Below are 22,010 nucleotides of genomic sequence, written 5' to 3' on the forward strand. Positions count from 1 at the left end.
ATCCTGCGTGCATAGCTATAGCCCTATGGCAAGTGTGTTGTTTCGAGTACTAGGATTTTTTTTCATGGCTACTATATGTTCCTCCCAAACCAAACGCTGGCTGGCCGGTCTTGCGAGTATTGGTGCTGCCACACTGCTAGCGGCCTGCGGTACCGAACCTGACTCCACCGCTGTAGACACCGCTCCTGAGCAAGCTCCTATGACAACCGAAGAGCCTGCCACCACCACTGGTGAGAATACGGTGGCTGAGGTAGCGGCTAGCTCCGACGAATTTAGCACCCTGGCCCTGGCTGTTGAGGCAGCAGATCTAACTGCGGCACTGTCTAGTGATGGGCCAATTACGCTGTTTGCGCCGACTAACGAAGCCTTTGAGGCGCTGCCCGAAGGCACCCTTGACAAGCTGCTGCTGCCCGAAAATCAGGATCTGCTGCGCCAGGTGCTGACCTACCACGTCGTGCCAGAACAGATCGCAGCCGCCGATATCATCACAGAAGAAGTGCCCACCGCTGAGGGAAATCCCCTTGCTTTGCAGGTAGATGACGCCACGGGCGATGTCTTGGTCAACGAGGCCATGGTGGTTACTCCTGATATCCAGGCCAGCAACGGTATCATCCACGGCATTAACCAGGTCGTTTTGCCCCCTGACCTGGTCCTCTAACAGGTGCCGCAGGGAGATACGCATCTTCCTATCCCATCAAAACTCGTTGACCGAAAGAACCCCAGGGCTGAGCCCTTGGGTTTTTCTGTCAGCGGGTGAATTGCTCATACCAAACCCGACCTCAACAACCCCGATTCAAAACGTTGAGCGTCAGTAGCCCCTCACTCTAATGCATTGAGCAGTTCAGCCACCTTGGCATCCCAAAGCGCGCGGTCAACCCCAATAAGCTGATGATGTCCCGCATCGGGGGAAATCACGAGTTGCTTAGGGCCGGGAATATGCTCAAATAGCTGGTTGATTTCGGCCACCGTTGTCCACTTGTCCTGCGCTCCATGAATCAGCAACGTCGGGCAGTTTACCGCCTTGGCATAGCGTGTGGGATTATGCCTAAACCCGTTCACCCCGTGTTGTAGGCCGCCCCAAAACACCAACAATTCGGCAGTGGGAAAGGTCGGTAAGTGATGATATCGGAGCCGACTTCTTACCGCGTTCAGAAAGTGGGCAAAGGGAAGTTCCAAAATCACGGCATCAGGAGTGATACCTTCCTGAGCGATCGCTCGCAAAATTGCCGCACTGCCCATCGAAACGCCGTAGAGAATGGTTGGGGTCGGTAAGTTTAGGTCTGCGGCATAGTCCAGCGATCGCACTACATCTTTGGCTTCCTTGATACCAATGGTGATGGTGTTGCCGCTGGAGCCCCCCACCCCCTGAAAATCCACCAGCAGACAATCATAGCCCAGAACCGTAAAGGTTTGAGCAGGGCTAACGAGCTGGCTCCCTTTAGTCCCCAAATTGCCGGGGAACAGGATGACGGTGCCCCGAGGCACAGCCGCAGGCGTCGGCACTAGCCAGGCTTCTAAAAACGCATCCCCCCTGAGGGGAATCTGGTGAGTGGCATAGTCTAAGCCGAGATCGCTAGGCACAATGGCAGAACTGGGTTTGGGCACTCCCAAACCAATTTGCCCTGGTGAACGGACATGGGTCATGTGATACGTCATCACATAGGCGGGGGCATTGGCCACTATCAGAAGAACCACAACGCTGATCAGGAATCGCTTTCCCCAATACCTGTGCGCCTGCGGATTAAATGAGGGCCGAAAAATTCCCTGCCAGAGGGCAGTTGCCAAGGCCCCGAGGTAACATAGCAGACTACCCAAGAGGAAAAAGGCCGCTATCGGCTTGAGCGGCAACACCCAGGGATTGACTATCCCTAACCGATATAAAACCACTATGGCTAGAGCGAGTCCAATCAAGCTCAGTAGAGCCAGCGCCCCGGCACGCACTAACGATCGACGGAGGATAGTCATAGCTCAAATTTTGCTCGGGTGGCTGATGCTAACCGATCTGCAAATGCCGCCTTGAATACCCGGCGCTGCTCAATTGATAGCCCATTCAAATCGGTAACCCCTTACCTGGCAGCAACGTTCGGGTCTGATCCAAAATCCGGTTGGGTAAACCCCGATTCATAATCAGGAACCCCCTAGGGGCGTAGCATGCTACGCCCCTACAAATCGGGGGTATGCAGCCAGGGTTTGGTCTGATCAGCCCCGCAAACCGATAACCCTGATGACGACTGGGAGGCAGTTTTGGTGCCCTTCGCCATGCTCGATGTATTCAAAATCTTGAGTTAGCTGCCGTGGTTAGATGACTGCTGCCCTAGGCGGGGCTCGGTGCCCGCCAGCAGCCGATCGATGTTGCTGCGATGGCGCAAAATAACGTAGGTCGCCCCCACTATGACTAGCACCACGTAGGGGAGAGGCTGCCCCATCACCACCATGAGAATGACCGCCATCAGGGCTGCCGCCATTGAGCCAAGTGACACAATGCGGCTGAGGGCCAGGGTAACCCCAAAGGCCGCCGTTGCCCCCAACGCTGCGGGCCAGGCCAGACCCAGCAATACGCCGAGCCCCGAGGCCGCCGACTTGCCGCCGGTAAAGTTGATCCACACCGACTTACTGTGGCCTAAGATAGCCAGCAACCCTGCCAGCATGGTGATCCAGGGCTGTAATGCCGACACCAGCGATGGCTCTGGAGCCAGACCCAACACCCGGGGCCATAGGGCGGTCACCAGCAGCACCGCCAACGTTCCCTTGAGCAGATCAAATATCAGGACTGCGATCGCAGCCTTTTTCCCTACGGTCCGCAGTACGTTGGTCGCTCCAGTACCCCCCGACCCGTATTGACGAATGTCGATGCCCTTGAGCCAGCGAGCAATGACATAGCCCGTAGGAATTGAACCCAGTAGGTAAGCTGCCACCAGCAGCAGCACAATTGCGAAGACCGCCAACGCCCTATTTCCTTAACGTCTTGTAACAGGATTGGCAGGTCTAGCCGCCCGATGTCAGGCCCCTCGTACTCACCCACCACTACCAGTCTAGGGGGATCGGTGCACCTGTTTGCAGGCAAGTTAAAAATTCTCGACGAAGCGCGTTTGCTGGGTTGGGGTTACTGAGGTGGAGCTTCATCGGCGGCACAGAGCCGTTCGATCACCTGCTCAGCAGTGATCAGTCGCTTCAGTACGACTTGCCCGATGGGGATACTGGTAGCGCTTTCGGGCTTTACTTCTACCATCAGTACAGTTTCTTCGACCTGGTACAGCCAGAGAGTCTCACCCTGTTCTTGAATCGATAGGCCGAGGCGACGCATATGGGGCTTGCGCTGCCAGCCCAGTTCATTCCACAGGCCGCCAAATTCCCACACTCGGCCTGTCACCCAACCATCTGAAAGAAAAAAGTACTTCACCGCTCACTCTGCCACACCATTGATCAATGGCATTATGCACTGTGATGTCCAAAGGACTAAAGACCTCCGGTATTTAAATATCATCAAGATATTTTAGTGTCGTCAATGCCAGCGGTTAGGTTTTGGGGACGACAAGATAGGGATGCGATCGCAACCTGCAAGTGCTTGTCGAAAACTTTGTAAAACCATCCGGATAGTGGTGGTCATCCACGTATTAGGCAAAGGTAGATGCACCCTGATTGTTAAGCCTTGAGATACCTGGAGGGATCTCAAGGCTTTTTATTTGTTTCCCCCAGAGACTGTTGCTGGCAGCGCCGAGACTATCCTGTGATACCCTAGCCGCAATTAGCGCAAGGGCAGGAAACTCTATGGCGACAGTAACGGTAGGGCTACTCTTCGGCGGTTGCTCCGGCGAGCACGAGGTTTCGATTCGCTCGGCCCAGGCCATTGCCCGCGCCCTGGCCAGCGGTGCCAACGTCGAAAAATATACTGTGCTGCCGGTCTATATTCGCAAAGACGGCGTTTGGCAGGCTGGCCCCCAGGCCAAGACCGTTTTGACCGCTGGTCTGCCGCCTCAGGATGAGGGCAGTGCGCCGTCAACACCGCGCCAACGCCTGCCTCAGTTTGAGGCCGTGGATACGGTTGACATCTGGTTTCCGGTACTCCATGGCCCCAACGGCGAAGACGGTACGGTACAGGGGCTTTTGACCCTCATGCAGCAGCCCTTTGTGGGCTCTGGAGTGCTGGGCTCGGCCCTGGGGATGGACAAAATTGCGATGAAAACCGCCTTTGCTCAGGCTGGGCTACCCCAGGTACAATACCTGGCCGTGAGCCGGGCCGAGGTGTGGTCTAACCCCTGCGTGTTTCCCAAACTGTGCGATCGCATCGAGGCTGAGCTAGGCTACCCCTGCTTTATCAAACCCGCCAACCTGGGCTCATCGGTGGGCATCGCCAAGGCCACCAGCCGCAAAGAACTCGAAGCCGGTCTCGACAGTGCCGCCAGCTACGATCGCCGCATTATTGTCGAAGCCGGAGTCGTCGCCCGCGAGGTCGAGTGCGCCGTGCTGGGCAACGACACCCCTAAAGCCTCAGTGCTGGGCGAAATTTCCTTCGGGAGCGACTTTTACGACTACGAAACCAAATACACCAGCGGCCAATCGCAGCATGGCATTCCCGCCAACCTACCTGACGAGATTACTCGCCGCATTCAGGAGATGGCGATAACCGCGTTTCAGGCCGTAGATGCCGCCGGGATTTCTAGAGTCGATTTCTTCTACGTTGAAGACACCGGAGAGGTGCTGATCAATGAGATCAATACCCTGCCAGGGTTCACTGCCACCAGCATGTACCCCATGATGTGGGAAGCCAGCGGAGTTTCCTTTGCGACCCTGGTGGATGCCCTGATTCAGCTTGGGTTTGAACGAGCCCAGGTTTGACCAGACCTGATGTGCTTGAGTTTGGCAAACAAGGGAACCGTTACCCCTAAACCAATGCCGGCTTTTCTAGGCGGCTGAGTTTGCAACTATCCTGGCGCTGCATCGCTTCAGTTGCCGTAGCTGGCGACGAAAATGAAGGCGCTGCCCCTGCCTCGATGGCAGGAGAGGCTGAGATGAGCTCGTTTAATCTCAACGCAGAAGCCACCGTTGCTAACTGAGAATGGCCTGGTAAAAGGAACCGTCCAGACTCAACTGCCCTGACGCAGAAAGCATTCGCGTTCGACTTTAAATCCTCTTGAGATTTAAGATCGAGCGGCAAATCGGGTTGTGGGGTAGTCGTAGAGCTAGCCTCTTCTGGGTCTGGCAAAGCCTCTACCTCAGCCGCTCGGTCAGCTGCATCGGCATTAGAAGAATAGGGCTCAGCTTGGAGCTCCAGTTTTCTGGGGCTAAAGGCCACCCTGGCATCCTGCACAGACCCAGAGAGCCGATGTCCCGAAAACGATTGGTGATCGGCAGGCAGGAAGTCCACTGTTGAACTGGCGATCGCAGCTTCAGCACTGGGTGAAACCCGAGCTGGGGTGCTTGAATTAGCCGATGTTTGAGCAGCTGATTGCCTATCTGCAAGGGCCGACCTCTCTTGCCGGGGAGCTTCCGCTAGGGGCTCAACAACAGCAACCCTGACTTCTTCCCCAGCACCGGGGGAGATGGCTGGACGACTCTCTGGCAGAGGCGAAGAGTGCCTGGCCTGCACTCGTATTTCAGATATAGGCTGGCTCGAACTCTGTGATAGATTGGGCTGATGGGATTGCCCTGCTGTGGCCGCCAAAGCAGGCGCAGCAGGCGTCGGGGACACTGCAGCCTGACTGCTAAGTTTGCCAGGAGACTCTGCGGCAATCAAGGCCTGATCAGCATAGACATCTCGAACTTCGGGCAAGGTTGCCGTGAAAGAGACATCAGACCGTTCAGAATAACGATTTGCCGATGCAGCTAGTGCGGCCCCATCATCGGGCTCATCATCTGAATCTATAGTGGCAAAAGGAGTGGCGCCATTTTTTGCTACGGCCATTCCCAGGACTCCCCAGGTTATGCAAATACCGCTCCAGGCAAATGCTTTCATGCGAGCAGCACGGTTCCTTGAGTACGGAGATTTTTTAGGGCGATAGTAAGCCATTATCAGTATTTCCCAACAAATTAATGAGCTACAGATCTTCCGTTCTTCAGTAGATAAGTCCCTACTGAGCAGGTTAATTGTAAAGATGGGCAGTCAAAAATAATGTTCTATATCTTTGCTGAATATTGATGAAGGTTCATCAATGAAATATATAACGCTGGCCAGTTCGCTGAACAAACAGGGACGCCGCTGAGCCGATTACACCCCCCTAACCGGGTGGTTTCATTGGCGCTCAATGCTGGCACAGAAGGGATGGGGGCCTGTCCTGTGAGCAGGCCAGTGCCCAATTCCGAACGAATTGAGCGCGGCAATGGCCAAAAATGCTTCGCTCAATTGTAGCCTTCGCCTGGCACAGCCCATACCCCAACCGACGAACCATAGGGTAGGCTAAGAAAGCAAACGACACATCCCCAACCCATGGCCAACCTCCAACCCACCGTCACGCCGACCATTGAGCGCTCTAAGGCGGGCTTTAACGACTATGCCGAGCGGCTCAATGGGCGGGCCGCCATGCTGGGGTTTGTGGCGTTGGTGTTGTTTGAGCTGGTGACCGGGCAGGCGATCGTGACCTGGCTGGGTCTGCGGTAGGGTGACGACGAACCCTCACTTTGGCCTTCAGCTTGGGAAAAGTATGGGGTGAGTAGACTGAGCCCCCGTCTTTGCGGTCACCGTTTTATACGGCAACCCGCCTGGCTAAGGGGCCGGGGCAATGCCCTAGAGAGACTGCACCGCCATCGAATTTGCTGTATTTAGGAGACTGGCCATTAAAGCGCTGTTTAGAAAACAACCGTGGTTGGCCACGGCGCTCACCGTCGGCGCTGTGGATGGCCTGATGGGGTCAGCAGAAGAGAAAATTTCGCTGGCGCTGTTTGGGCTGGTGCTGGCGGGGGGAGCCATTACGGTGAGCTGGGGACAGATTCAGCGCCACGCCACCACCAGCCGCATGCCGACGGCGCTGCACCCACCGGGGCAGATCTACATTTCCCCATCCACCGGCCCGTCTGCGGGCCTAAACGATCGACAGGCCAAAACCGGCGACGAATCGACCCCCTGAAGCGGGCACTTGGCCTGGGCACAGGTAGGGCAGCTGGCGCTCGTTACCAACTCTAGACTGCGCTGGCGATATAGGCTGACGTTTTGGCGAATGTAGCCCTCAATCTCTAGCTCGGAGAGGTCATCGGCAATCAAAATCGCCTGGGGGCTGCCCACGGTTTGGCGACTGAGGTTGATGTGGGCCAGGTTATCGCAAAAGCTCACCTGGGGCGAATGCACCACCACCGGCAGTTTCTGGGGCTGGCTGCGAAAGGCTTCGGGGCGCTGCTGGGCGTAGTGATCTTTGAACTGGAGGGTGACGGTGCCGTCGGTATAGCAGCGGCTGCGAATGTGGCGTTGAAAGGGCACCGTGAGAAAGCCCTCGGGGGTGAGGCTATACCACCACGACTTATGCCATCCCTGGTTGGGCAGGTTGAGAATGTACTGCACCTCCTCGAGGGTAAAGCCCGATCGCGCCAGCAGCGCCTCAGCCTCGGTGATCGGCACGTTATGGGCCAGAGTGGCCAGGTCTGAGTGGCAGGGGGTAATGGCCTCGTATTGCCGATGGTTGCTGAGATCGGGGGTGGGTGGGGCCTCAGGATAGGATCCGGCCAAGACACAATTGATGTGCTCAAAGGTGAGCACCGCATCCATGCGCCCCTGGGCCGGGTAAGGCAGGGGAACGGCGACCTGCACCGCTACAGTGCCAATTTCGTGGGGATGGGCGATCGCAGGTAGGCTCTCGGTCAAGAGCGATCGCAGAAACGGTTCGTCGGCCACGGCCAGGGCTAATTGCGGGTCGGCAACAATGGGGCTATGGGCAATGGGGCTATGGGCACGCCGTCGCTGAGCTGACGGGGCCAGAGGAGAGCTAACCATCGGTAAACACTCGCCAGAATGGGGCTACCGGACTTGCGATCGGGTCAGGGTAGAGGTTTCCACCCAACATCGGTTTTCCCGTTTTATCAAGAAGGTTGAGGCGATCGCCGCCGCCGCGTGAAAATGTTGCACAGGTTCGCACAGCGCAACGTAAATGCTGCGCTTTATTACGTTATTTACCATTGGGTATGGTGCCGCCGCCCGCCCTGGGTGATGGCTGAGCCATAAAAAACGCCGCGATCGCGGCGTTTTGAGGGTCATCTAGGGATTCAATACACAACCAACCTGCCTGCTAGGCACTGGCCCCGCCATCGTCAGGCGTGTCATCGAGCACTTCGATTTGCACTGGGGCCGGGGCCGCTGCCTCAGCAGGCGGGGCCAGTTTGCTATAAATCAGGGCTATAACTGACTTTACGCCCCGCACCAGGGGGCGAAACAGCCCGTAGCGATCGCCGTAGTCGGTGGCCATATCGGTGTCGAAGCGATCGATCTGGCTTTGCAGGTTGGTCAGCACCTGCTGGGCCCAATCCACCTTGCGATCGTTGGCCAGGTGGCGCAGCTCGGCAAAGATTTCTGCCCAGGTCGGAGCTTCGCCCCCTGCCGCCGCCTCGGCTTCAGGGGTCTCAGCCGCAGTCTCAGCCGCAGTCTCAGCCGCAGTCTCAGCCACGGTCTCAGCCACGGTCTCAGCTGCTTCCTTAGCCTTAAGTTGTTCAATCATGTCAGCCAGCGACTTTCGGCCCAGGGCTTCAAATTCGCTAGAGCCGCCTTTGATTTCACCAAAAGCTTCGGTTGCCGCCGACTGAACAATTTTGCGAATTCGTTCTGCGCGCTGGCTACCTTCTTGCTGAGCTTTTTCCCAGTCGGTTTTGACGCGGTCTTGCACAGTTTTAGTCATCGAGCTTCTCCTGATTAAAAAATGGGGTTAAAAGGGCCTAAAGAACAGCGACAGACTCGACGTCAATCACCGTTTCAGAGCGGTCTGCCACTGGGGCCTGAGTCGTAAACTTCTCTGCCTGACGGAGATTGCGTTTGCGATCGAGCAAAATCTGGGTAATTTCGGTAATGGCGAGGGTGGCCACCAGGCCGTCATCAATCCAGCCCACAACCGGAAATACATCGGGGGAAATATCCAGCGGGCTCACCAGATAAACTAGCGTGCCAAATAGGATGACCCAGCGATATTTTGAGTTGCGAATAAGCTTGCGATACCAGGTCATGATTGATTTGCCAAAAAATCCTTTTGCCATTGCTATCTCCGTTAGCTGACAAATTTATCTTGACAGAGGTAATGACGGTTTACAGGTGTGGCTTACCCGTGAAAAAACGCGGTTTTTACACCGAATCGACCGTATAGTAAAAGCCGTAGCGTGGGTTGATCTAGGCCAGCCCTGTCAAGGTGGGACAGATTAAGGTGGCAATCCCTTCGATTGGCCGCTGAGCCTAGGACTAGAAGTCCAAAGCTCAAAGCCAAAATCCTCTGAAGCGGATTAACAGCTGGTTACCCCAGTCTGCTCTAGCAGACTTTCGTCATGAGCCAGGGCGTTAACGCCCTGGTGGTTGTGGCCGAAGTCTCTTAGCCTATGGGCATTTCGGAAATAGTTTTGCCACCTTGACAGGGCTGGTTGCTCTAGGCGTACTCTAAGCCAGCAAAGGGTTGCAAGCCTGACCCACGCTACAGGTTTGGCGCACAGGTTCCTCACGTCTTGACAGACTGCCGGGCGGTGTCAGGGTATGATGTGGCAGATTTTTTCGTGGTAGCGGGTTATGTCCTCATTCCAACTGCGTATCTATGTTCCGCCCCACCCGCTGGTCAAACATTGGCTGGGGGTGGCCCGCGATGCTGAAACACCGGGGCCGCTGTTTCGATCGGCCATGGAAGAACTGGGCCGCTGGCTCACCTACGAAGCCGTGCGCGAGTGGCTGCCGACGATGGAGACCACGGTGAACACCCCCCTTGGCCCCGCCCCGGCGACCTTTATTAACCCCGACGTGCCCACCATGATCGTGCCGATCTTGCGGGCGGGGCTGGCCCTGATGCCGGGCATTCAGGCGCTGCTGCCCCTGGCCACGGTCTACCACGTGGGCTTTGTGCGCAACGAAGCAACCCTGCAGGCCAGCTGCTACCTCAACAAGCTGCCCGACCAGCTCGACCCAGCCATGCGAGTCATCATTAGCGAGCCGATGCTAGCGACCGGCGGCACCATTGTGGCCATGATGGCTGAGTTGACCCAGCGGGGCATTGACCCAGCCCTAGTTAGGATTATCTCGATTGTGGCGGCTCCCCCGGCGCTGCAAAAGCTGGCGGCGGCCTACCCCACGGTGACGGTCTACACCGCCATGATCGATGAGGAGGTCAACGAGCACGGGTTTATTGTGCCGGGGCTAGGCGACGCGGGCGATCGCACCTTTGGCACCTAGCGGCGCGGGCAGACCGTTGAATCTTTAAGTCATACCTTTATTTAACCCCGCTGTCGGGGAGACAAGGCAGAATGGTTGAGAGCACGTTAACCCGGTTGTGGCGAACCAGGGCGATATTTCGATAGCGCCTGGGCTTTGGCACAATGGAGGTATTCTGAGCATCGCTTCTTTGGCTACCCTATTGTTTGGGACAAACGGATAAACGACCTATGAGTCAGCAAGACAATTTTGTCGGCGGATTTTTGCTGGGTACCCTGGTGGGTGGGGTGCTGGGAGGTGTGGTGGGGGCTTTGGCCGCCTCCCGCATGCAGTCGGGCGGCAAAGCCAAGTCATCGCTGCCCAAGGTAGATGGTGGCCTGGCCTTTGGCGAGTTTGACGACACCGACGAAGAGAGCATTGAGGCGGCGCGGCTGGGGCTAGAGGCCAAAATTGCCCAGCTCAACGATGCGATCGACGACGTGCGCCAGCAGCTCGGCGGCATTAACGGCCATTCTGAGCACCCCTGGGAAAGCCCGTCGCGCATTGACTCTTAAGCAAATCTTCCGGGTTGGCTCCGCCCCAGCGGCAGCAAACCGTTACATTAGACTGACAGATAAAGACGATCCGTGTATTGTTGGTAACGACTACCGCCGAGGTTCTCAGATGGACATATTGGTACAAACCCTCACTACTTTTCTCTCGATTTACACGATTTTGTTGATCGTGCGCATTCTTTTGAGCTGGTTTCCCAATGTGGACTGGTTTAGCCCTCCTTTCTCAGTGCTGAGCCAGTTGACCGACCCCTATCTCAACCTGTTCCGCTCGATCATTCCCCCCCTGGGTGGTATCGACCTGTCACCAATTTTGGCCTTTTTGCTGCTGTCCTTTGTGCGCCAGGGTTTAGTGGCGATCGCAGTGGCGACCTCATCTACCTACGCCTACTTCTAGACCGCTACTCGCCCCTGGCACTAGCTTCCCTTAACCTGTCGATGCTGCTCTCTGGCCTTTAGAGATCGCTCATCATCGGCAGGTTAAGTCGTTTAAGTAGCCGGGGGCAGGGGTTGGCTGTTGGGGGAGATTGCGTCACGGTAGGGGGCCAGCATCCCCGGCTTGACTAATTTTTGAGCGGTTGAGGCACCCAGGTTTCCTATAATGAGGGCTTATGATCTATTGCCCTTCATCTGCCCCGCTATGCCGTCTGACTCTAACCGCCCCGGCCAAAGCGCCTCCAGCCTCGACGAAATTCGCGCCGCCCGCCTGCAAAAGGTTGACGAGATCAAGCAACTCGGCCAAAACCCCTTTGCCTATCGCTGGACGGTGACGGCCAGTACCGCCGATCTTCAAACTCAATATGCGGACCTCGAAGCCGGGGAAGAGGTCGAGGTCGAGGTCTCCCTGGCCGGACGGATTATGGCCCGTCGGGTGATGGGCAAACTGGCTTTCTTTATCCTGCAGGACGAGACCGGCACGATTCAGCTGTACCTGGACAAAAAAGATATTCAGGCGTCCATGGCCCAGACGGATGAGCAGGCCTTCAACCATCTGAAGCAGCTGACTGATGTGGGGGATATTTTAGGGGTGCGGGGGACTCTCAAGCGTACCGACAAAGGGGAACTCTCCGTCAGGGTGCAGGAGTACGCCGTGCTGACCAAGGCGCTGTTGCCCCTGCCCGACAAGTGGCATGGCCTGACCGATGTGGCCAAGCGCTACCGCCAGCGCTACGTCGATTTGATTGTCAACCCTGCGGTGCGGGAGACGTTTCGTAAGCGGGCTTTGATCACCTCGGGTATCCGTCGTTATTTAGAGGATCGGGGATTTCTGGAGATCGAAACGCCGGTCTTACAAACTGAAGCGGGAGGCGCTGAAGCCCGTCCGTTCACCACTTATCACAACACCCTGGAGATGGATCTCTACCTGCGCATTGCCACTGAGCTGCACCTGAAGCGGCTGGTGGTGGGTGGCTTTGAGAAGGTGTTTGAGATTGGCCGCATCTTTCGCAACGAGGGGGTCTCGACCCGGCATAACCCCGAGTTCACCAGCGTAGAATTTTACCAGGCCTACGCCGACTACCACGACTTTATGGATCTGACCGAAGACCTGGTGGCCACCCTGGCGAAGGATATTCTCGGTACCCTCAAAATTACCTACCAGGGGGTCGATATCGACCTGACCCCGCCCTGGCGGCGCGTCACCATGCACGACCTGGTGCAGGAGCATACGGGGCTAGATTTTCATCAGTTTGCCGACCTCGAAGCAGCCAAGGCCGCCGTCAAAGACTTAAACCTGCCCGGCATCCACAACTGCGACTCGGTGGGCAAGCTGCTGAACGAGGTCTTTGAGGAAAAGATTGAAACCACGCTGGTTCAGCCGACATTTCTGATCGACCACCCGGTGGAGATCTCGCCCCTGTCTAAGCCCCACCGCAGCCAGCCGGGGGTAGTGGAGCGCTTTGAGCTATTTGTGGTGGGGCGCGAAACCGCCAACGGCTTCTCGGAGTTGACTGACCCGATCGATCAGCGACAGCGGTTTGAGCTCCAGGCCGCCCGCAAGGCCGCAGGCGATCTGGAAGCGACCGGGGTTGACGAAGATTTTCTCACCGCCCTGGAGTACGGCATGCCCCCGACCTGTGGTGAAGGGATTGGCATCGATCGCCTGGTGATGCTGCTGACCGACAGCCCCAGCATTCGCGATGTGATTGCTTTTCCCCTTCTGAAGCCGGAGCGGGAGGAGTAGGGGATGATGGAGGTGGGGAGATGGGGAGACGAGACAGAAACTCTCCAGTTCCCCAGCCGAGATTTCTGCGGCGCTAACGAAAAGCTCCCGGCCCGAGGACCAGGAGCTTTTCAATATAAGTCGTTCAGCTAGAAAGTGGGGTTCTGTATAGGAAGTGAACAGGGCTTGCCCGGTTTTGACTCACCCACGCATAAGATTCCCACGTGGGGGCCCAAAATCCGAATGGAATCAAAATTAAATCTAGAACTTTATGGATTTTTCATAACGATCGCGAATTTACCTGCAAATGGGCACCAATGGAGCAAGTTGGCGTCTAAGCCTGGATTGGGTTGACCCGGGCTCGGTGCAGCAGGCGATCGCCCTGGCGGTAGCCCACGTGGCTCACCCGCACGGGCTGTCCCAAGGCTGGTGCGCTGCCTTTGGGTTGGTGGATGTGGGGGTCGAAGGGCACGGTGGCTCCCACCGTTTCGATGGGTGTTACGCCCCAGCTCTGCACTAGGACGGTGACGGGTCGCACCAAGGGAACGAGTTTGGCCGCTGGCAGGTCAGGGTTGTGCTGGGCAGCGTGGGCAGCGGTGGGCCACTGCACCAGCCAGGTCTCGAGCTGGGCCAGGGCCTCCTGCTGGATCTGCTGGCGCAGGGTGTTGGCCTGGCTGGTCAGCTGGCTTTGCAGGCGATCGCATTCCTGCCGTAGCGTCTGCACCTGTGCGGCCAGTTGGGCTACCTCAGGCGATTCGCTGGCGGTGCTCTGGGGAGAGGACTGGGGAGAGGACTGGGGGGATGAATCAGCGGCCCCAAAGTCGGCCACGATATCGGCCATTGGCATGGCTAAGGTGTGGCTGAGCTGCTGGAGGGCCGCTACCCGCAGTCGATCTACCCGGCCGCGCCGGAGGTGGTCAATCGCCGAGCGGGGCACACCGCTGGCCTGGCTGAGGGCGCGGTAGCTGGCGATGCCGACCTGGGCCAGGCGCGATCGCAGCAAGTCGCTGTGGTCTACCGAGGCAAACTGTGTTGTGGCCATACTCACCGCCCAGAATGGATGCTCCCTAAAACGCCAGGTCGAGCTCCTCAGGAGAGCGATTTTGGAGGTCTGTGAGGTTGTCGTTAGAGGTGGATTCTGGTGAATTCATGCGATCGCCGAGGGGGTCGCTACGGGCCGGGGCACTAGGCTGGGCCGCTGGGCCGCTGGGCCGCTGGGCGCTGCCATCACCGGTTGGGGCCGCTGCACCCTGGTTGATAATCACCGGCTGGTTGGGTCGCGGGTTAAAGGTCTCAAAGGTCACCGCCCTCACCAGGGGCGGGTTTTGGCCATCGGTTACCCGTAGGGTGACGGTGGTGGTGCCCGCCGGGCTGAGGGGCATCGATAGGTTGCCCTGCAAGCTTACGCTACCGGGGGAGGGCAGCAGCTCGACCCTGGCCGTTGACCCACCCTCTACGCGCCAGGCCACCTGAAACCCCGGAATCGGCTGCCCTGGCTCTACGGGCACCAGGTATTTGGGCTGGGCCTCGCGACCGTTGATGGTAAAAGCGGCAATGCGCACCGGGCGGGGCTCGATGTTGACCACCTCACTTTGCTTGGCGGCGGGCAGTTCGCCATCGCCCAGGTTGGCGGGCACGGCGGTGAGCTCAAACTGATACTGGCCTACATCCAGCATGCCGCTGGGCACCCCCTGGCAAATCAGCTGCTCTTGCAGTTGGCAGAAGGGCTTGAGTTCTTCGGGCAGCGTGGTCGGCGCCGAGCCATCGGCGGGGCTGAGGGTAAAGCGGCGTCCCCCCAGGGTGGTGCCATCGGGGCGCTTCACCACCAGCAGCAGGGCTTGCAGGCTTTCGGGATGGCTGACAATCCAGCTGACGCGAATACCAGCTTCGGTGACGGGCGGGGCCATGGCGGGGCCATTGGCCGATACCTGGGTGCCCGCTTCAGAATAGATCACCTGGTCGGGAGCGAGCTCAACTACCCTGGGCTGGGCTGGCCCGGCCAGGGTCACCAGACTGCTGGTGGCCTCTACCGGGGCCAGGTTGAGGGCCATAGCGGGCAGCAGGGTGAGTTCAAAGCGATAGGTACCGGGTTGGCGCAGTTCTAGGGGCACCTCGCGGCAGGTGAGCCGTCGCCCGGTTTGATCACAGTAGGGCAGCAGGTTGACGGGCAGCCCCTCAGAGAGGTCATAGGTCTCAGGGCCGTAGACCAGCGTGCCATCGGGGGCATAACCGCGCAACAGCATGGTCTCTACCTGCTGGGGATGGCTGACCTGCCAGCTGAGGCGAGGGGTTTCGCCCTGGGTCAGCTGGTACTGGCTCTGAGACGGCGAAAGGTCGAGAATGTGGGGACTGGGCGAGGTGCGCAGCAGCCACCACAGCACCCCACCGAGGCCACCGAGGGCGGCAATGCCCGCTGCGATCGCCGCCCGTTTTTGCCACCGAGGTCGGTGCAGGGGAGTGGGAGAAGGGGCCAGGGTAATGGCCGCTGTGGTGGCAGCGGGTTCTACTGGTTGATTCCCCTGGAGTTCAGGCTCATGCCACTGTTCGATCTGAGGCCCTGCCATAGCGTTTCTCTGTTCTCTATCCTCACGGTCTACGGCGATGCAACCCCACGGTCGCTGCCAATTGGTTCATCATAAAGGGTGATGATTCCAATTGCCCCGTGGCATTGTACTCTTCAACCTGCCAGCGACGGAAGGGTACCCGATGAGAGCCCCATCGCCATTTTTTAGCCAGTGCAATCCCATGACCTACTCCTCCCCACTGCCGCCCGAACGGGAGTCTACCCCTGGCGATCTGCCCCCAGACCCGACGGTGCAATGGGCTGATGCCACCGCTGAAGCGCCGACTTTCCCGGAGGGTGCCTGGTCTGACCACAGGGCTGAGGTGGTTGATGTGCTCAAACCAGGGATGCGCTATCAGGTCAAGTATGAGGGTACCTACTGGAGGGGCCAGCCAGCTAACGCCGAGACCAACTTTAGCCTGGGAGAAATCGTGGCCGTGCTGGGCCGCGAGGGTAACGAGCTGATCATTACTTCGCTGCCGTCGGCCTGATGCGTCGTCTAAATGCGCAGTCTGATGGTATGCGATCGCGGTTGAGCGAGCGGTTAATCGGCAGGCTTGGCCAGCCCCATGCGAATCTCAGAGCAAAATGAAGCGATTTGCACCGTATCGTCTACTTTGACCACACTGGTGCGCATGCGCAGGTTGGGGTTAACAAACCACAGGCGCTCTTCTACCTGGCCTGCTGCGGTGGGGGTGACAATGGTCAGCACCTCATTCTCAACCTGGTAGTGGCCTTGAACGGCGGGGGCGGAGGCGGCAGCTTGCACTAGCACCCCCGCCCCCGATGCATCTGGAGTCATAACCACCATCAGGGCGGTGCTCTGAATTTTTTGGCTGTCGCCCTCGAGCTGACTGTCTTGGTGCACGCGCAGACCACAGGCAATTTGGCTGGAGTCGTGGCCCAGGGGCGCGCAGGCTTGCGCCAGATCGCCATCGGCGGCTGGTAAAAAATCAATCAGCAAATTTGACTGCCCCGCCTGTGAACTCTGCCCCGCCAGGTTGTGGGTGGTGCGCTGGGAAAACCACTTGCCGGCTAGGGATTCAAAGAAGTTCACAATATCCATGGGAATAAGCTGCGGGTTGCCAAACAATCACAGTCTTTAATTCTACGGCGAAGCGCGACCTTTCTGGGCGGTGCGATCGCGACCTGGCCGCATAGCTGTAGGTTTGGGTATGGGCCTCACTAACTCGCTGCGATGGCCTGACTCATAAGCTTTTCCTTTCCTTGCCATCAGAAATAGTTACGGTAGCGAGAATGTCCTCGGAATGCTTAAATCATAGATATGAAGCTAGTGGTAAATGACTATTCATAGATTCAATTCAATAAATAATCTTTTACCTCCGGCAAGGGTCTGAGAAAACAGAAGCGGCGATTTGAGGCGATTGAGGCCAAAAATTATAGTGGCCGTTGTTTTAGGCCGCGTTTTTCCAGGCTTCTGCCTACCACTATCCAATCAGGCATTCGTCTTTTAAAAATACTATGGCAATCGCTCAAGTCCCCTGGCTCACTATCCTTGTCCTGTTGCCCCTGGTGGCAGCCCTTTTGATTCCGTTGTTGCCCAGCAAACATGAAAACCTGTTTCGCTGGTATGCCGTCGGCGTTGGGGGGCTTGACCTGGTGCTGATGGGCTACACCTTCTGGATGCACTACGATGCCAGCCGCGCCGATTTTCAAATTGTTGAGTCCTTTCCCTGGATCCCTTCCCTGGGGCTAAACTGGACGGTTTCCGTGGATGGCCTGTCGGCCCCGCTGGTGCTACTGGCAGGTCTGGTCACCACCCTTTCTATGCTCTCGGCCTGGCAGGTCACCCACCGTCCGCGACTGTTCTATGGCCTCATGCTGGTGCTCTATGCGGCGCAGGTCGGCGTCTTTGTCGCCCAGGATCTGCTGCTGTTCTTCATCATGTGGGAGATTGAGCTGATTCCGGTCTATTTACTGGTCTGCATCTGGGGCGGGCAAAACCGCAGCTATGCGGCGATGAAGTTTTTGATTTATACCGCTGCCGCCTCTATCTTCATCTTGATGGCGGCGCTGGCGATGGCCTTCTATGGCGATTGGGTGACCTTTGATATTGCCCAGCTCCAGCTCAAATCGTTTCCCCTCGGTCTCGAACTCCTCCTCTACGCCGGGCTGCTAGTGGCCTTTGGCGTCAAGCTGGCGGTGTTCCCCTTCCACACCTGGCTGCCCGATGCCCACGGTGAAGCCTCGTCGCCGGTGTCGATGATTTTGGCGGGGGTGCTGCTGAAAATGGGCGGTTACGGATTAATTCGCCTCAATCTCGGCCTCTTGCCCCACGCCCATGTTTACTTCGCGCCAATTTTGGCGGTGTTGGGCGTGATCAACATCGTCTACGGGGCGCTAAATTCCTTTGCCCAAACGAATATGAAGCGCCGCCTGGCCTACTCATCGGTGTCTCACATGGGCTTTGTGCTGCTGGGCATTGCCTCCTTTAGCGATCTGGGCATCAGCGGGGCGCTGCTGCAAATGCTCTCCCACGGGCTGATTGCTGCGGTGCTGTTTTATCTGGCCGGGGTCACCTACGATCGCACCCACACCATGATGATGAACCAGATGGGCAACATTGGGCAGGCGTTGCCGCGGGTGTTCACGCTGTTCACCATGGCGGTGATGGCCTCCCTGGCCTTACCGGGGATGAGCGGCTTTGCCAGCGAGGTGGCTGTATTTGTCGGCTTTGCCAACAGCGGTGCCTACAGCGAGACCTTCCGCATGGTCACGATTGGCCTATCGGCCCTGGGCCTGATTCTGACCCCGGTCTACCTGCTCTCGATGCTCAAGCAGGTGTTCTATGGCTCGGCGGTGCCCCCGGCCTGCGATGTGCTGCCCTTTTGCGATATGAATGACCTGGATCTGAGAGACCAGGGGGATGAGGAACCGTCGTGTTTTGGCAACAACTGCGAGTTGCCCGGTGAGGCCAAGTTTGTGGATGCTACGCCCCGGGAGGTGATGATTGCGGCCTGTTTTATCTCGCTGATTTTTGCCCTGGGGTTCTATCCCAAGCTGGCGACCCAAATGTACGACGTCAAAACCGTCGCGGTCAGTGCCTCGGTACGGGGGGTCTATCAAGATATGACCCTGGCCAATGCTGAGATTTATGCGGGGAAATTTTACGCCCAGAACGTGCAGCAGCCAGTCGTTGCAGCAGCCGAGACGGTTCCAGTTTTAGGGCTGGCTGCACTCCAACCTGCGCCCGTCGAAGAGGGGGCTTGAGGTCCTGGGTGGCTGTTAAACGCTATCTATGGTGCTGGGTAGTGCGCTTTGGCGCTAACTACGCAGGTCTGGCCGTGCTAACCGCCATTGCCGGATACATCGTTGTTGCCCTGCTGCTGCTCAAGCTAATGGTCACTGGTGGTGAGGCCCACGTCTCCCGGTGCCCATGAAGGATAGGAAAACTCGCTTTACAACGCGTCACATTATGTACAAATGTTGCGAGGCAAAAAGTGCTGAACCCCTTTTCCCGTAAGAAGTAGAGAGCATCACAGAGTGATAAGCTAAGAGTTGCGCTTTAGTTCGCTTTTGGGCGGGTGCTTTTGTAACGCTGCTCTCGATTCGCTGTTTTCGATTAAAGTGCTGTTCTGTAAATTGGTGACGTCTCAATGACCGCAGTGAACCAGGTACCTTTGTTGCTCCGCGCCACCCGTCACGAAGTGCTAGAGCGCCCTCCGGTGTGGATGATGCGTCAGGCCGGACGCTATATGAAGGTGTACCGTGACCTGCGTGATAAGTATCCGTCGTTTCGCGATCGCTCCGAAAACGCCGACCTGGCCATTGAGATCTCGCTCCAGCCCTGGCGCGCCTTTCGCCCCGATGGGGTGATCATGTTCTCCGATATTTTGACGCCGCTGCCGGGCATGGGCATTCCCTTCGACATTGTCGAGAGCAAGGGGCCGATCATCGACCCGCCGATTCGCACCCAGGCCCAGGTTGACGCCGTGCACGACCTCGACCCCGAGACAGCGCTGCCCTACATTCGCACCATTCTGCAAACCCTGCGCCGTGAAGTGGGCAACGACGCGGCGGTGCTGGGCTTTGTGGGCTCGCCCTGGACCCTGGCGGCCTATGCCGTAGAGGGCAAAACCTCGAAGAGCTATACCAACATCAAGGGCATGGCCTTTAGCGAACCGGCGATGCTGCACACCCTGCTGGGCAAGTTGGCCGACAATATCGCCGCCTACGTGCGCTACCAGATCGACTGCGGGGCCCAGGTGGTGCAGCTATTTGACTCCTGGGCTGGGCAGCTCAGCCCGATGGACTACCGCACCTTTGCCCTGCCCTACCAGCAGCGGGTGGTGCAGCAGGTGAAGGCGACCCACCCCGACACCCCGCTGATTCTCTACATCAGCGGCAGCGCGGGCATTTTTGACCTGATGGGTGAGTCGGGCGTCGATATCGTCAGCGTTGACTGGACGGTGGATATGGCCGAAGCCCGTCGCCGCCTTGGCCCCAGCATTGGCGTGCAGGGGAATATCGACCCGGCCATTTTGTTTGGCTCGCAGTCGCTGATTCGCGATCGCATTCTCGACACCATTCAAAAAGCGGGCAACCGGGGCCACATTCTCAACCTGGGTCACGGCATTTTGCCCGGCACCCCCGAAGCAAACGCCGCCTACTTCTTCGAGACCGCTAAAAATATTGACAAGCTGCTGGCCACTGTATAACCCTCTGTCGGGTTGTAGGGGCACAGCATGCTGTGCCCCTACAACCCGACGGCAAAACCCTGCCCATGCTTACCCTCACCCAAGGTCACCTGCGCCAGCTGGAGATCTGCCCCCGGCGCTATCAATACACCTATATTGACCACTACAATGCTCCCATCGACCCGGCCATGGCCGAGCGGCAGCGGTGGGGCACGCAGTTTCACCTGGTGATGCAGCAGCGGGATCTGGAGCTACCGGTCGATGATCTGTTGCAAGCAGACCCCGACCTGGAAATGGCGGTTAGCTCCTTGCAGGCTGCTGCCCCCGATCTATTTATTCCGCAACCTAAGGGCTTTCGCCAGAGCGAGCATCGCCGCACCCTGGCCTTTAACGGCTATGGGCTGACCGCGATCTACGACCTGCTGGTGATGGACGCCACCAGCGGCCACATTGTCGATTGGAAAACCTACCAGACCCCCTCCAGCAAAACGCAATTAGCCCAGGAGTGGCAAACCCGCCTGTACCTCTATCTGCTGGTTGAAACCAGCGATTTGCCCCCCGAGCAAGTGGCCATGACCTACTGGTTTGTCGCGCCCCCCGGCGCTCAAGCCGACCCCCAGCCGCCCAGCAGTGTCACGATCGCCTACACCGCCGCCCAGCATCGCCGCACCCAGGCCGATCTGCAACGGCTGACCGATCGCCTCACCGCCCTACTCGCCCTTAATGACGATCTGCCCCAGGTTGACTCGGCCCTGGGCCACTGCACCCACTGCCCCTACGTGGTGCGCTGCCAGCGTGCGTCAGAACGCTACGCGATGGCGGGGGGGGTAGAACTGCCTGCGATCGCCGACATTGCCGAAGTCCCCCTCTAGTACTCTGAGGCGGAAATAACCCAGCTGTTTACTCACGCGGAAACCCTTATGAGACCTGGGGTTCCCGTTCTGCCTTCTGCCTTCTTACTTCTGCCTTTCGGTACTAGACCCCCGGTCTGGCGTTACGCTTCCTCACGCTCTGTCATAGATCGACAAAACTTGGGTATGAAACTTCAACAGATAAACTTTCTAGAACTGAGTTAATCAACGGTTTAGGCTCAGGTTAACCTGATATTAGACACAGCTGAGTCGCTTCAAATCAAGCTCGTCGGGCCTGCATTTTGTGGGCTTTTCCCTACAAGCCATCTATGCATGGCAAGGAGTTTATTATGACTCGAAACGTTCTTTCAGACCGGTGTAATGTAGCGCTGGTCGGCACCTATTCCAGTGGTAAGACCACCCTTTTAGAAAGCATGCTCTCGGTTACCGGGGCGATCACTCGCAAGGGCAGCGTCGATGAGGGCAATACCCTTGGCGATAGTACCCCCGAGGCCCGTGCCCGCGCCATGACCGTCGAACTCAATGCCGCCAGTACTCAGTACGGCGGCATTTCTTTTACCTTTGTAGACTGCCCCGGCTCCGTTGAATTGCAGCAAGAAACCAACCATGCCCTGATGGGGGTCGATGCGGCGATCGTGGTCTGCGAAGCCGACCCCAACAAGGTGCTCACCCTCTCACCCCTGCTGCAATTTCTCGACACCTGGAAAATTCCCCACCTGGTTTGGGTCAACAAGCTCGATCGCGCCAACGGCACCTTTGCTGAGGTGCTGGCGGCCCTGCGGGAGGTTTCCTCGCGCCCGGTGATTCCCCAGCAGTACCCCATTCGCCAAAACCAGGATTTGGTCGGCTTTATCGACCTGGTGACCGAGCAGGCCTTCCACTACCACCCC

The 22,010-nt window shown here is 57.8% G+C and carries 24 protein-coding genes; 14 read left to right on the plus strand and 10 right to left on the minus strand.

All coding sequences use genetic code 11. The features are described from left to right. The first annotated feature begins 64 nt into the window (after positions 1-64). Complete coding sequence (locus IQ254_RS06080) at positions 65-658, plus strand: fasciclin domain-containing protein (RefSeq protein ID WP_193965277.1); 594 nt, start codon at positions 65-67, stop codon at positions 656-658. Between the two features lie 161 nt (positions 659-819). On the opposite strand, the gene IQ254_RS06085 is transcribed toward IQ254_RS06080, so the two are convergent. From IQ254_RS06085 to IQ254_RS06095, 3 genes are all read right to left on the minus strand, one after another. Next, complete coding sequence (locus tag IQ254_RS06085; RefSeq protein ID WP_193965278.1) at positions 820-1,965, minus strand: alpha/beta hydrolase; 1,146 nt, start codon at positions 1,963-1,965, stop codon at positions 820-822. Positions 1,966-2,285: 320 nt separating this feature from the next. Then, positions 2,286-2,945, minus strand: coding sequence for a glycerol-3-phosphate 1-O-acyltransferase PlsY (gene plsY / locus IQ254_RS06090; RefSeq protein ID WP_193965279.1), 660 nt, complete (start codon positions 2,943-2,945; stop codon positions 2,286-2,288). Between the two features lie 158 nt (positions 2,946-3,103). Next, on the minus strand, positions 3,104-3,400 hold the full coding sequence (locus IQ254_RS06095) for a hypothetical protein (protein ID WP_193965280.1): 297 nt from the start codon (positions 3,398-3,400) through the stop codon (positions 3,104-3,106). 368 nt (positions 3,401-3,768) lie between these two features. Here IQ254_RS06095 and IQ254_RS06100 point away from each other — a divergent pair, with 368 nt between their 5' ends. From IQ254_RS06100 to IQ254_RS06110, 3 genes are all read left to right on the plus strand, one after another. Then, on the plus strand, positions 3,769-4,836 hold the full coding sequence (locus tag IQ254_RS06100; RefSeq protein WP_193965281.1) for a D-alanine--D-alanine ligase family protein: 1,068 nt from the start codon (positions 3,769-3,771) through the stop codon (positions 4,834-4,836). A gap of 1,588 nt (positions 4,837-6,424) precedes the next feature. Next, positions 6,425-6,595, plus strand: coding sequence for a chlorophyll a/b-binding protein (locus IQ254_RS06105; RefSeq protein WP_193965282.1), 171 nt, complete (start codon positions 6,425-6,427; stop codon positions 6,593-6,595). Between the two features lie 205 nt (positions 6,596-6,800). Then, entirely contained in the window at positions 6,801-7,061 is a 261-nt protein-coding gene (locus IQ254_RS06110; RefSeq protein ID WP_193965283.1) for a hypothetical protein, read from the plus strand. Here the strand turns inward: IQ254_RS06110 and IQ254_RS06115 are convergent. The 4 genes from IQ254_RS06115 to IQ254_RS06130 form a co-directional block, all read right to left on the minus strand. Continuing rightward, positions 6,983-7,918 carry a hypothetical protein gene (locus tag IQ254_RS06115; protein ID WP_193965284.1) on the minus strand — a complete coding sequence of 312 codons (936 nt, stop codon included), beginning with the start codon at positions 7,916-7,918 and terminating at the stop codon, positions 6,983-6,985. The genes IQ254_RS06110 and IQ254_RS06115 overlap by 79 nt on opposite strands. After that, positions 7,911-8,060, minus strand: coding sequence for a hypothetical protein (locus IQ254_RS06120; protein ID WP_193965285.1), 150 nt, complete (start codon positions 8,058-8,060; stop codon positions 7,911-7,913). The genes IQ254_RS06115 and IQ254_RS06120 overlap by 8 nt, the downstream gene beginning before the upstream one ends. Before the next feature lie 150 nt (positions 8,061-8,210). Continuing rightward, on the minus strand, positions 8,211-8,813 hold the full coding sequence (locus IQ254_RS06125; RefSeq protein ID WP_193965286.1) for a hypothetical protein: 603 nt from the start codon (positions 8,811-8,813) through the stop codon (positions 8,211-8,213). 37 nt (positions 8,814-8,850) lie between these two features. Beyond that, positions 8,851-9,165, minus strand: coding sequence for a YkvA family protein (locus IQ254_RS06130; RefSeq protein WP_193965287.1), 315 nt, complete (start codon positions 9,163-9,165; stop codon positions 8,851-8,853). A gap of 517 nt (positions 9,166-9,682) precedes the next feature. On the opposite strand from IQ254_RS06130, the gene upp reads away from it, so the two are divergent. The 4 genes from upp (at position 9,683) to lysS (ending at position 13,048) form a co-directional block, all read left to right on the plus strand. Continuing rightward, positions 9,683-10,336 carry a uracil phosphoribosyltransferase gene (upp, locus tag IQ254_RS06135; RefSeq protein ID WP_193965288.1) on the plus strand — a complete coding sequence of 218 codons (654 nt, stop codon included), beginning with the start codon at positions 9,683-9,685 and terminating at the stop codon, positions 10,334-10,336. Between the two features lie 209 nt (positions 10,337-10,545). Then, positions 10,546-10,869 carry a hypothetical protein gene (locus IQ254_RS06140; protein ID WP_193965289.1) on the plus strand — a complete coding sequence of 108 codons (324 nt, stop codon included), beginning with the start codon at positions 10,546-10,548 and terminating at the stop codon, positions 10,867-10,869. Between the two features lie 109 nt (positions 10,870-10,978). Further along, on the plus strand, positions 10,979-11,263 hold the full coding sequence (locus IQ254_RS06145) for a YggT family protein (protein WP_193965290.1): 285 nt from the start codon (positions 10,979-10,981) through the stop codon (positions 11,261-11,263). Between the two features lie 243 nt (positions 11,264-11,506). Beyond that, complete coding sequence (gene lysS, locus IQ254_RS06150; RefSeq protein WP_193965291.1) at positions 11,507-13,048, plus strand: lysine--tRNA ligase; 1,542 nt, start codon at positions 11,507-11,509, stop codon at positions 13,046-13,048. Positions 13,049-13,361: 313 nt separating this feature from the next. Here the strand turns inward: lysS and IQ254_RS06155 are convergent, their stop codons facing one another. Together IQ254_RS06155 and IQ254_RS06160 are read right to left on the minus strand one after the other, a co-directional pair. Next, complete coding sequence (locus IQ254_RS06155) at positions 13,362-14,069, minus strand: helix-turn-helix domain-containing protein (protein WP_193965292.1); 708 nt, start codon at positions 14,067-14,069, stop codon at positions 13,362-13,364. A 25-nt stretch (positions 14,070-14,094) separates the two neighbouring features. After that, positions 14,095-15,591: a hypothetical protein gene (locus tag IQ254_RS06160; RefSeq protein WP_193965293.1), complete on the minus strand. Its 1,497-nt coding sequence runs from the start codon at positions 15,589-15,591 to the stop codon at positions 14,095-14,097. A 181-nt stretch (positions 15,592-15,772) separates the two neighbouring features. Between IQ254_RS06160 and IQ254_RS06165 the strand changes: the two genes are divergently transcribed. Further along, positions 15,773-16,081 (plus strand): NfeD family protein, encoded by a 309-nt coding sequence (locus IQ254_RS06165; RefSeq protein WP_193965294.1) that lies wholly within the window; start codon positions 15,773-15,775, stop codon positions 16,079-16,081. A 53-nt stretch (positions 16,082-16,134) separates the two neighbouring features. Here the strand turns inward: IQ254_RS06165 and IQ254_RS06170 are convergent, their stop codons facing one another. Then, positions 16,135-16,656, minus strand: coding sequence for a phycobiliprotein lyase (locus IQ254_RS06170; RefSeq protein ID WP_193965295.1), 522 nt, complete (start codon positions 16,654-16,656; stop codon positions 16,135-16,137). A gap of 416 nt (positions 16,657-17,072) precedes the next feature. On the opposite strand from IQ254_RS06170, the gene IQ254_RS06175 reads away from it, so the two are divergent. The 5 genes from IQ254_RS06175 to IQ254_RS06195 all read left to right on the plus strand — a co-directional run. Next, positions 17,073-18,821, plus strand: coding sequence for an NAD(P)H-quinone oxidoreductase subunit 4 (locus tag IQ254_RS06175; RefSeq protein ID WP_193965296.1), 1,749 nt, complete (start codon positions 17,073-17,075; stop codon positions 18,819-18,821). A gap of 8 nt (positions 18,822-18,829) precedes the next feature. Continuing rightward, positions 18,830-18,991, plus strand: coding sequence for a hypothetical protein (locus tag IQ254_RS06180; protein ID WP_193965297.1), 162 nt, complete (start codon positions 18,830-18,832; stop codon positions 18,989-18,991). 216 nt (positions 18,992-19,207) lie between these two features. Then, complete coding sequence (gene hemE / locus IQ254_RS06185) at positions 19,208-20,269, plus strand: uroporphyrinogen decarboxylase (RefSeq protein ID WP_193965298.1); 1,062 nt, start codon at positions 19,208-19,210, stop codon at positions 20,267-20,269. A 32-nt stretch (positions 20,270-20,301) separates the two neighbouring features. Beyond that, positions 20,302-21,120 (plus strand): PD-(D/E)XK nuclease family protein, encoded by an 819-nt coding sequence (locus tag IQ254_RS06190; RefSeq protein ID WP_193965299.1) that lies wholly within the window; start codon positions 20,302-20,304, stop codon positions 21,118-21,120. A gap of 329 nt (positions 21,121-21,449) precedes the next feature. Beyond that, positions 21,450-22,010 (plus strand): GTP-binding protein (locus IQ254_RS06195; protein WP_193965300.1); only part of this gene is annotated, 561 nt, incomplete at its 3' end.

This window comes from Nodosilinea sp. LEGE 07088 (genome assembly GCF_015207395.1).
In the GTDB taxonomy this organism is placed as follows: domain Bacteria; phylum Cyanobacteriota; class Cyanobacteriia; order Phormidesmidales; family Phormidesmidaceae; genus Nodosilinea.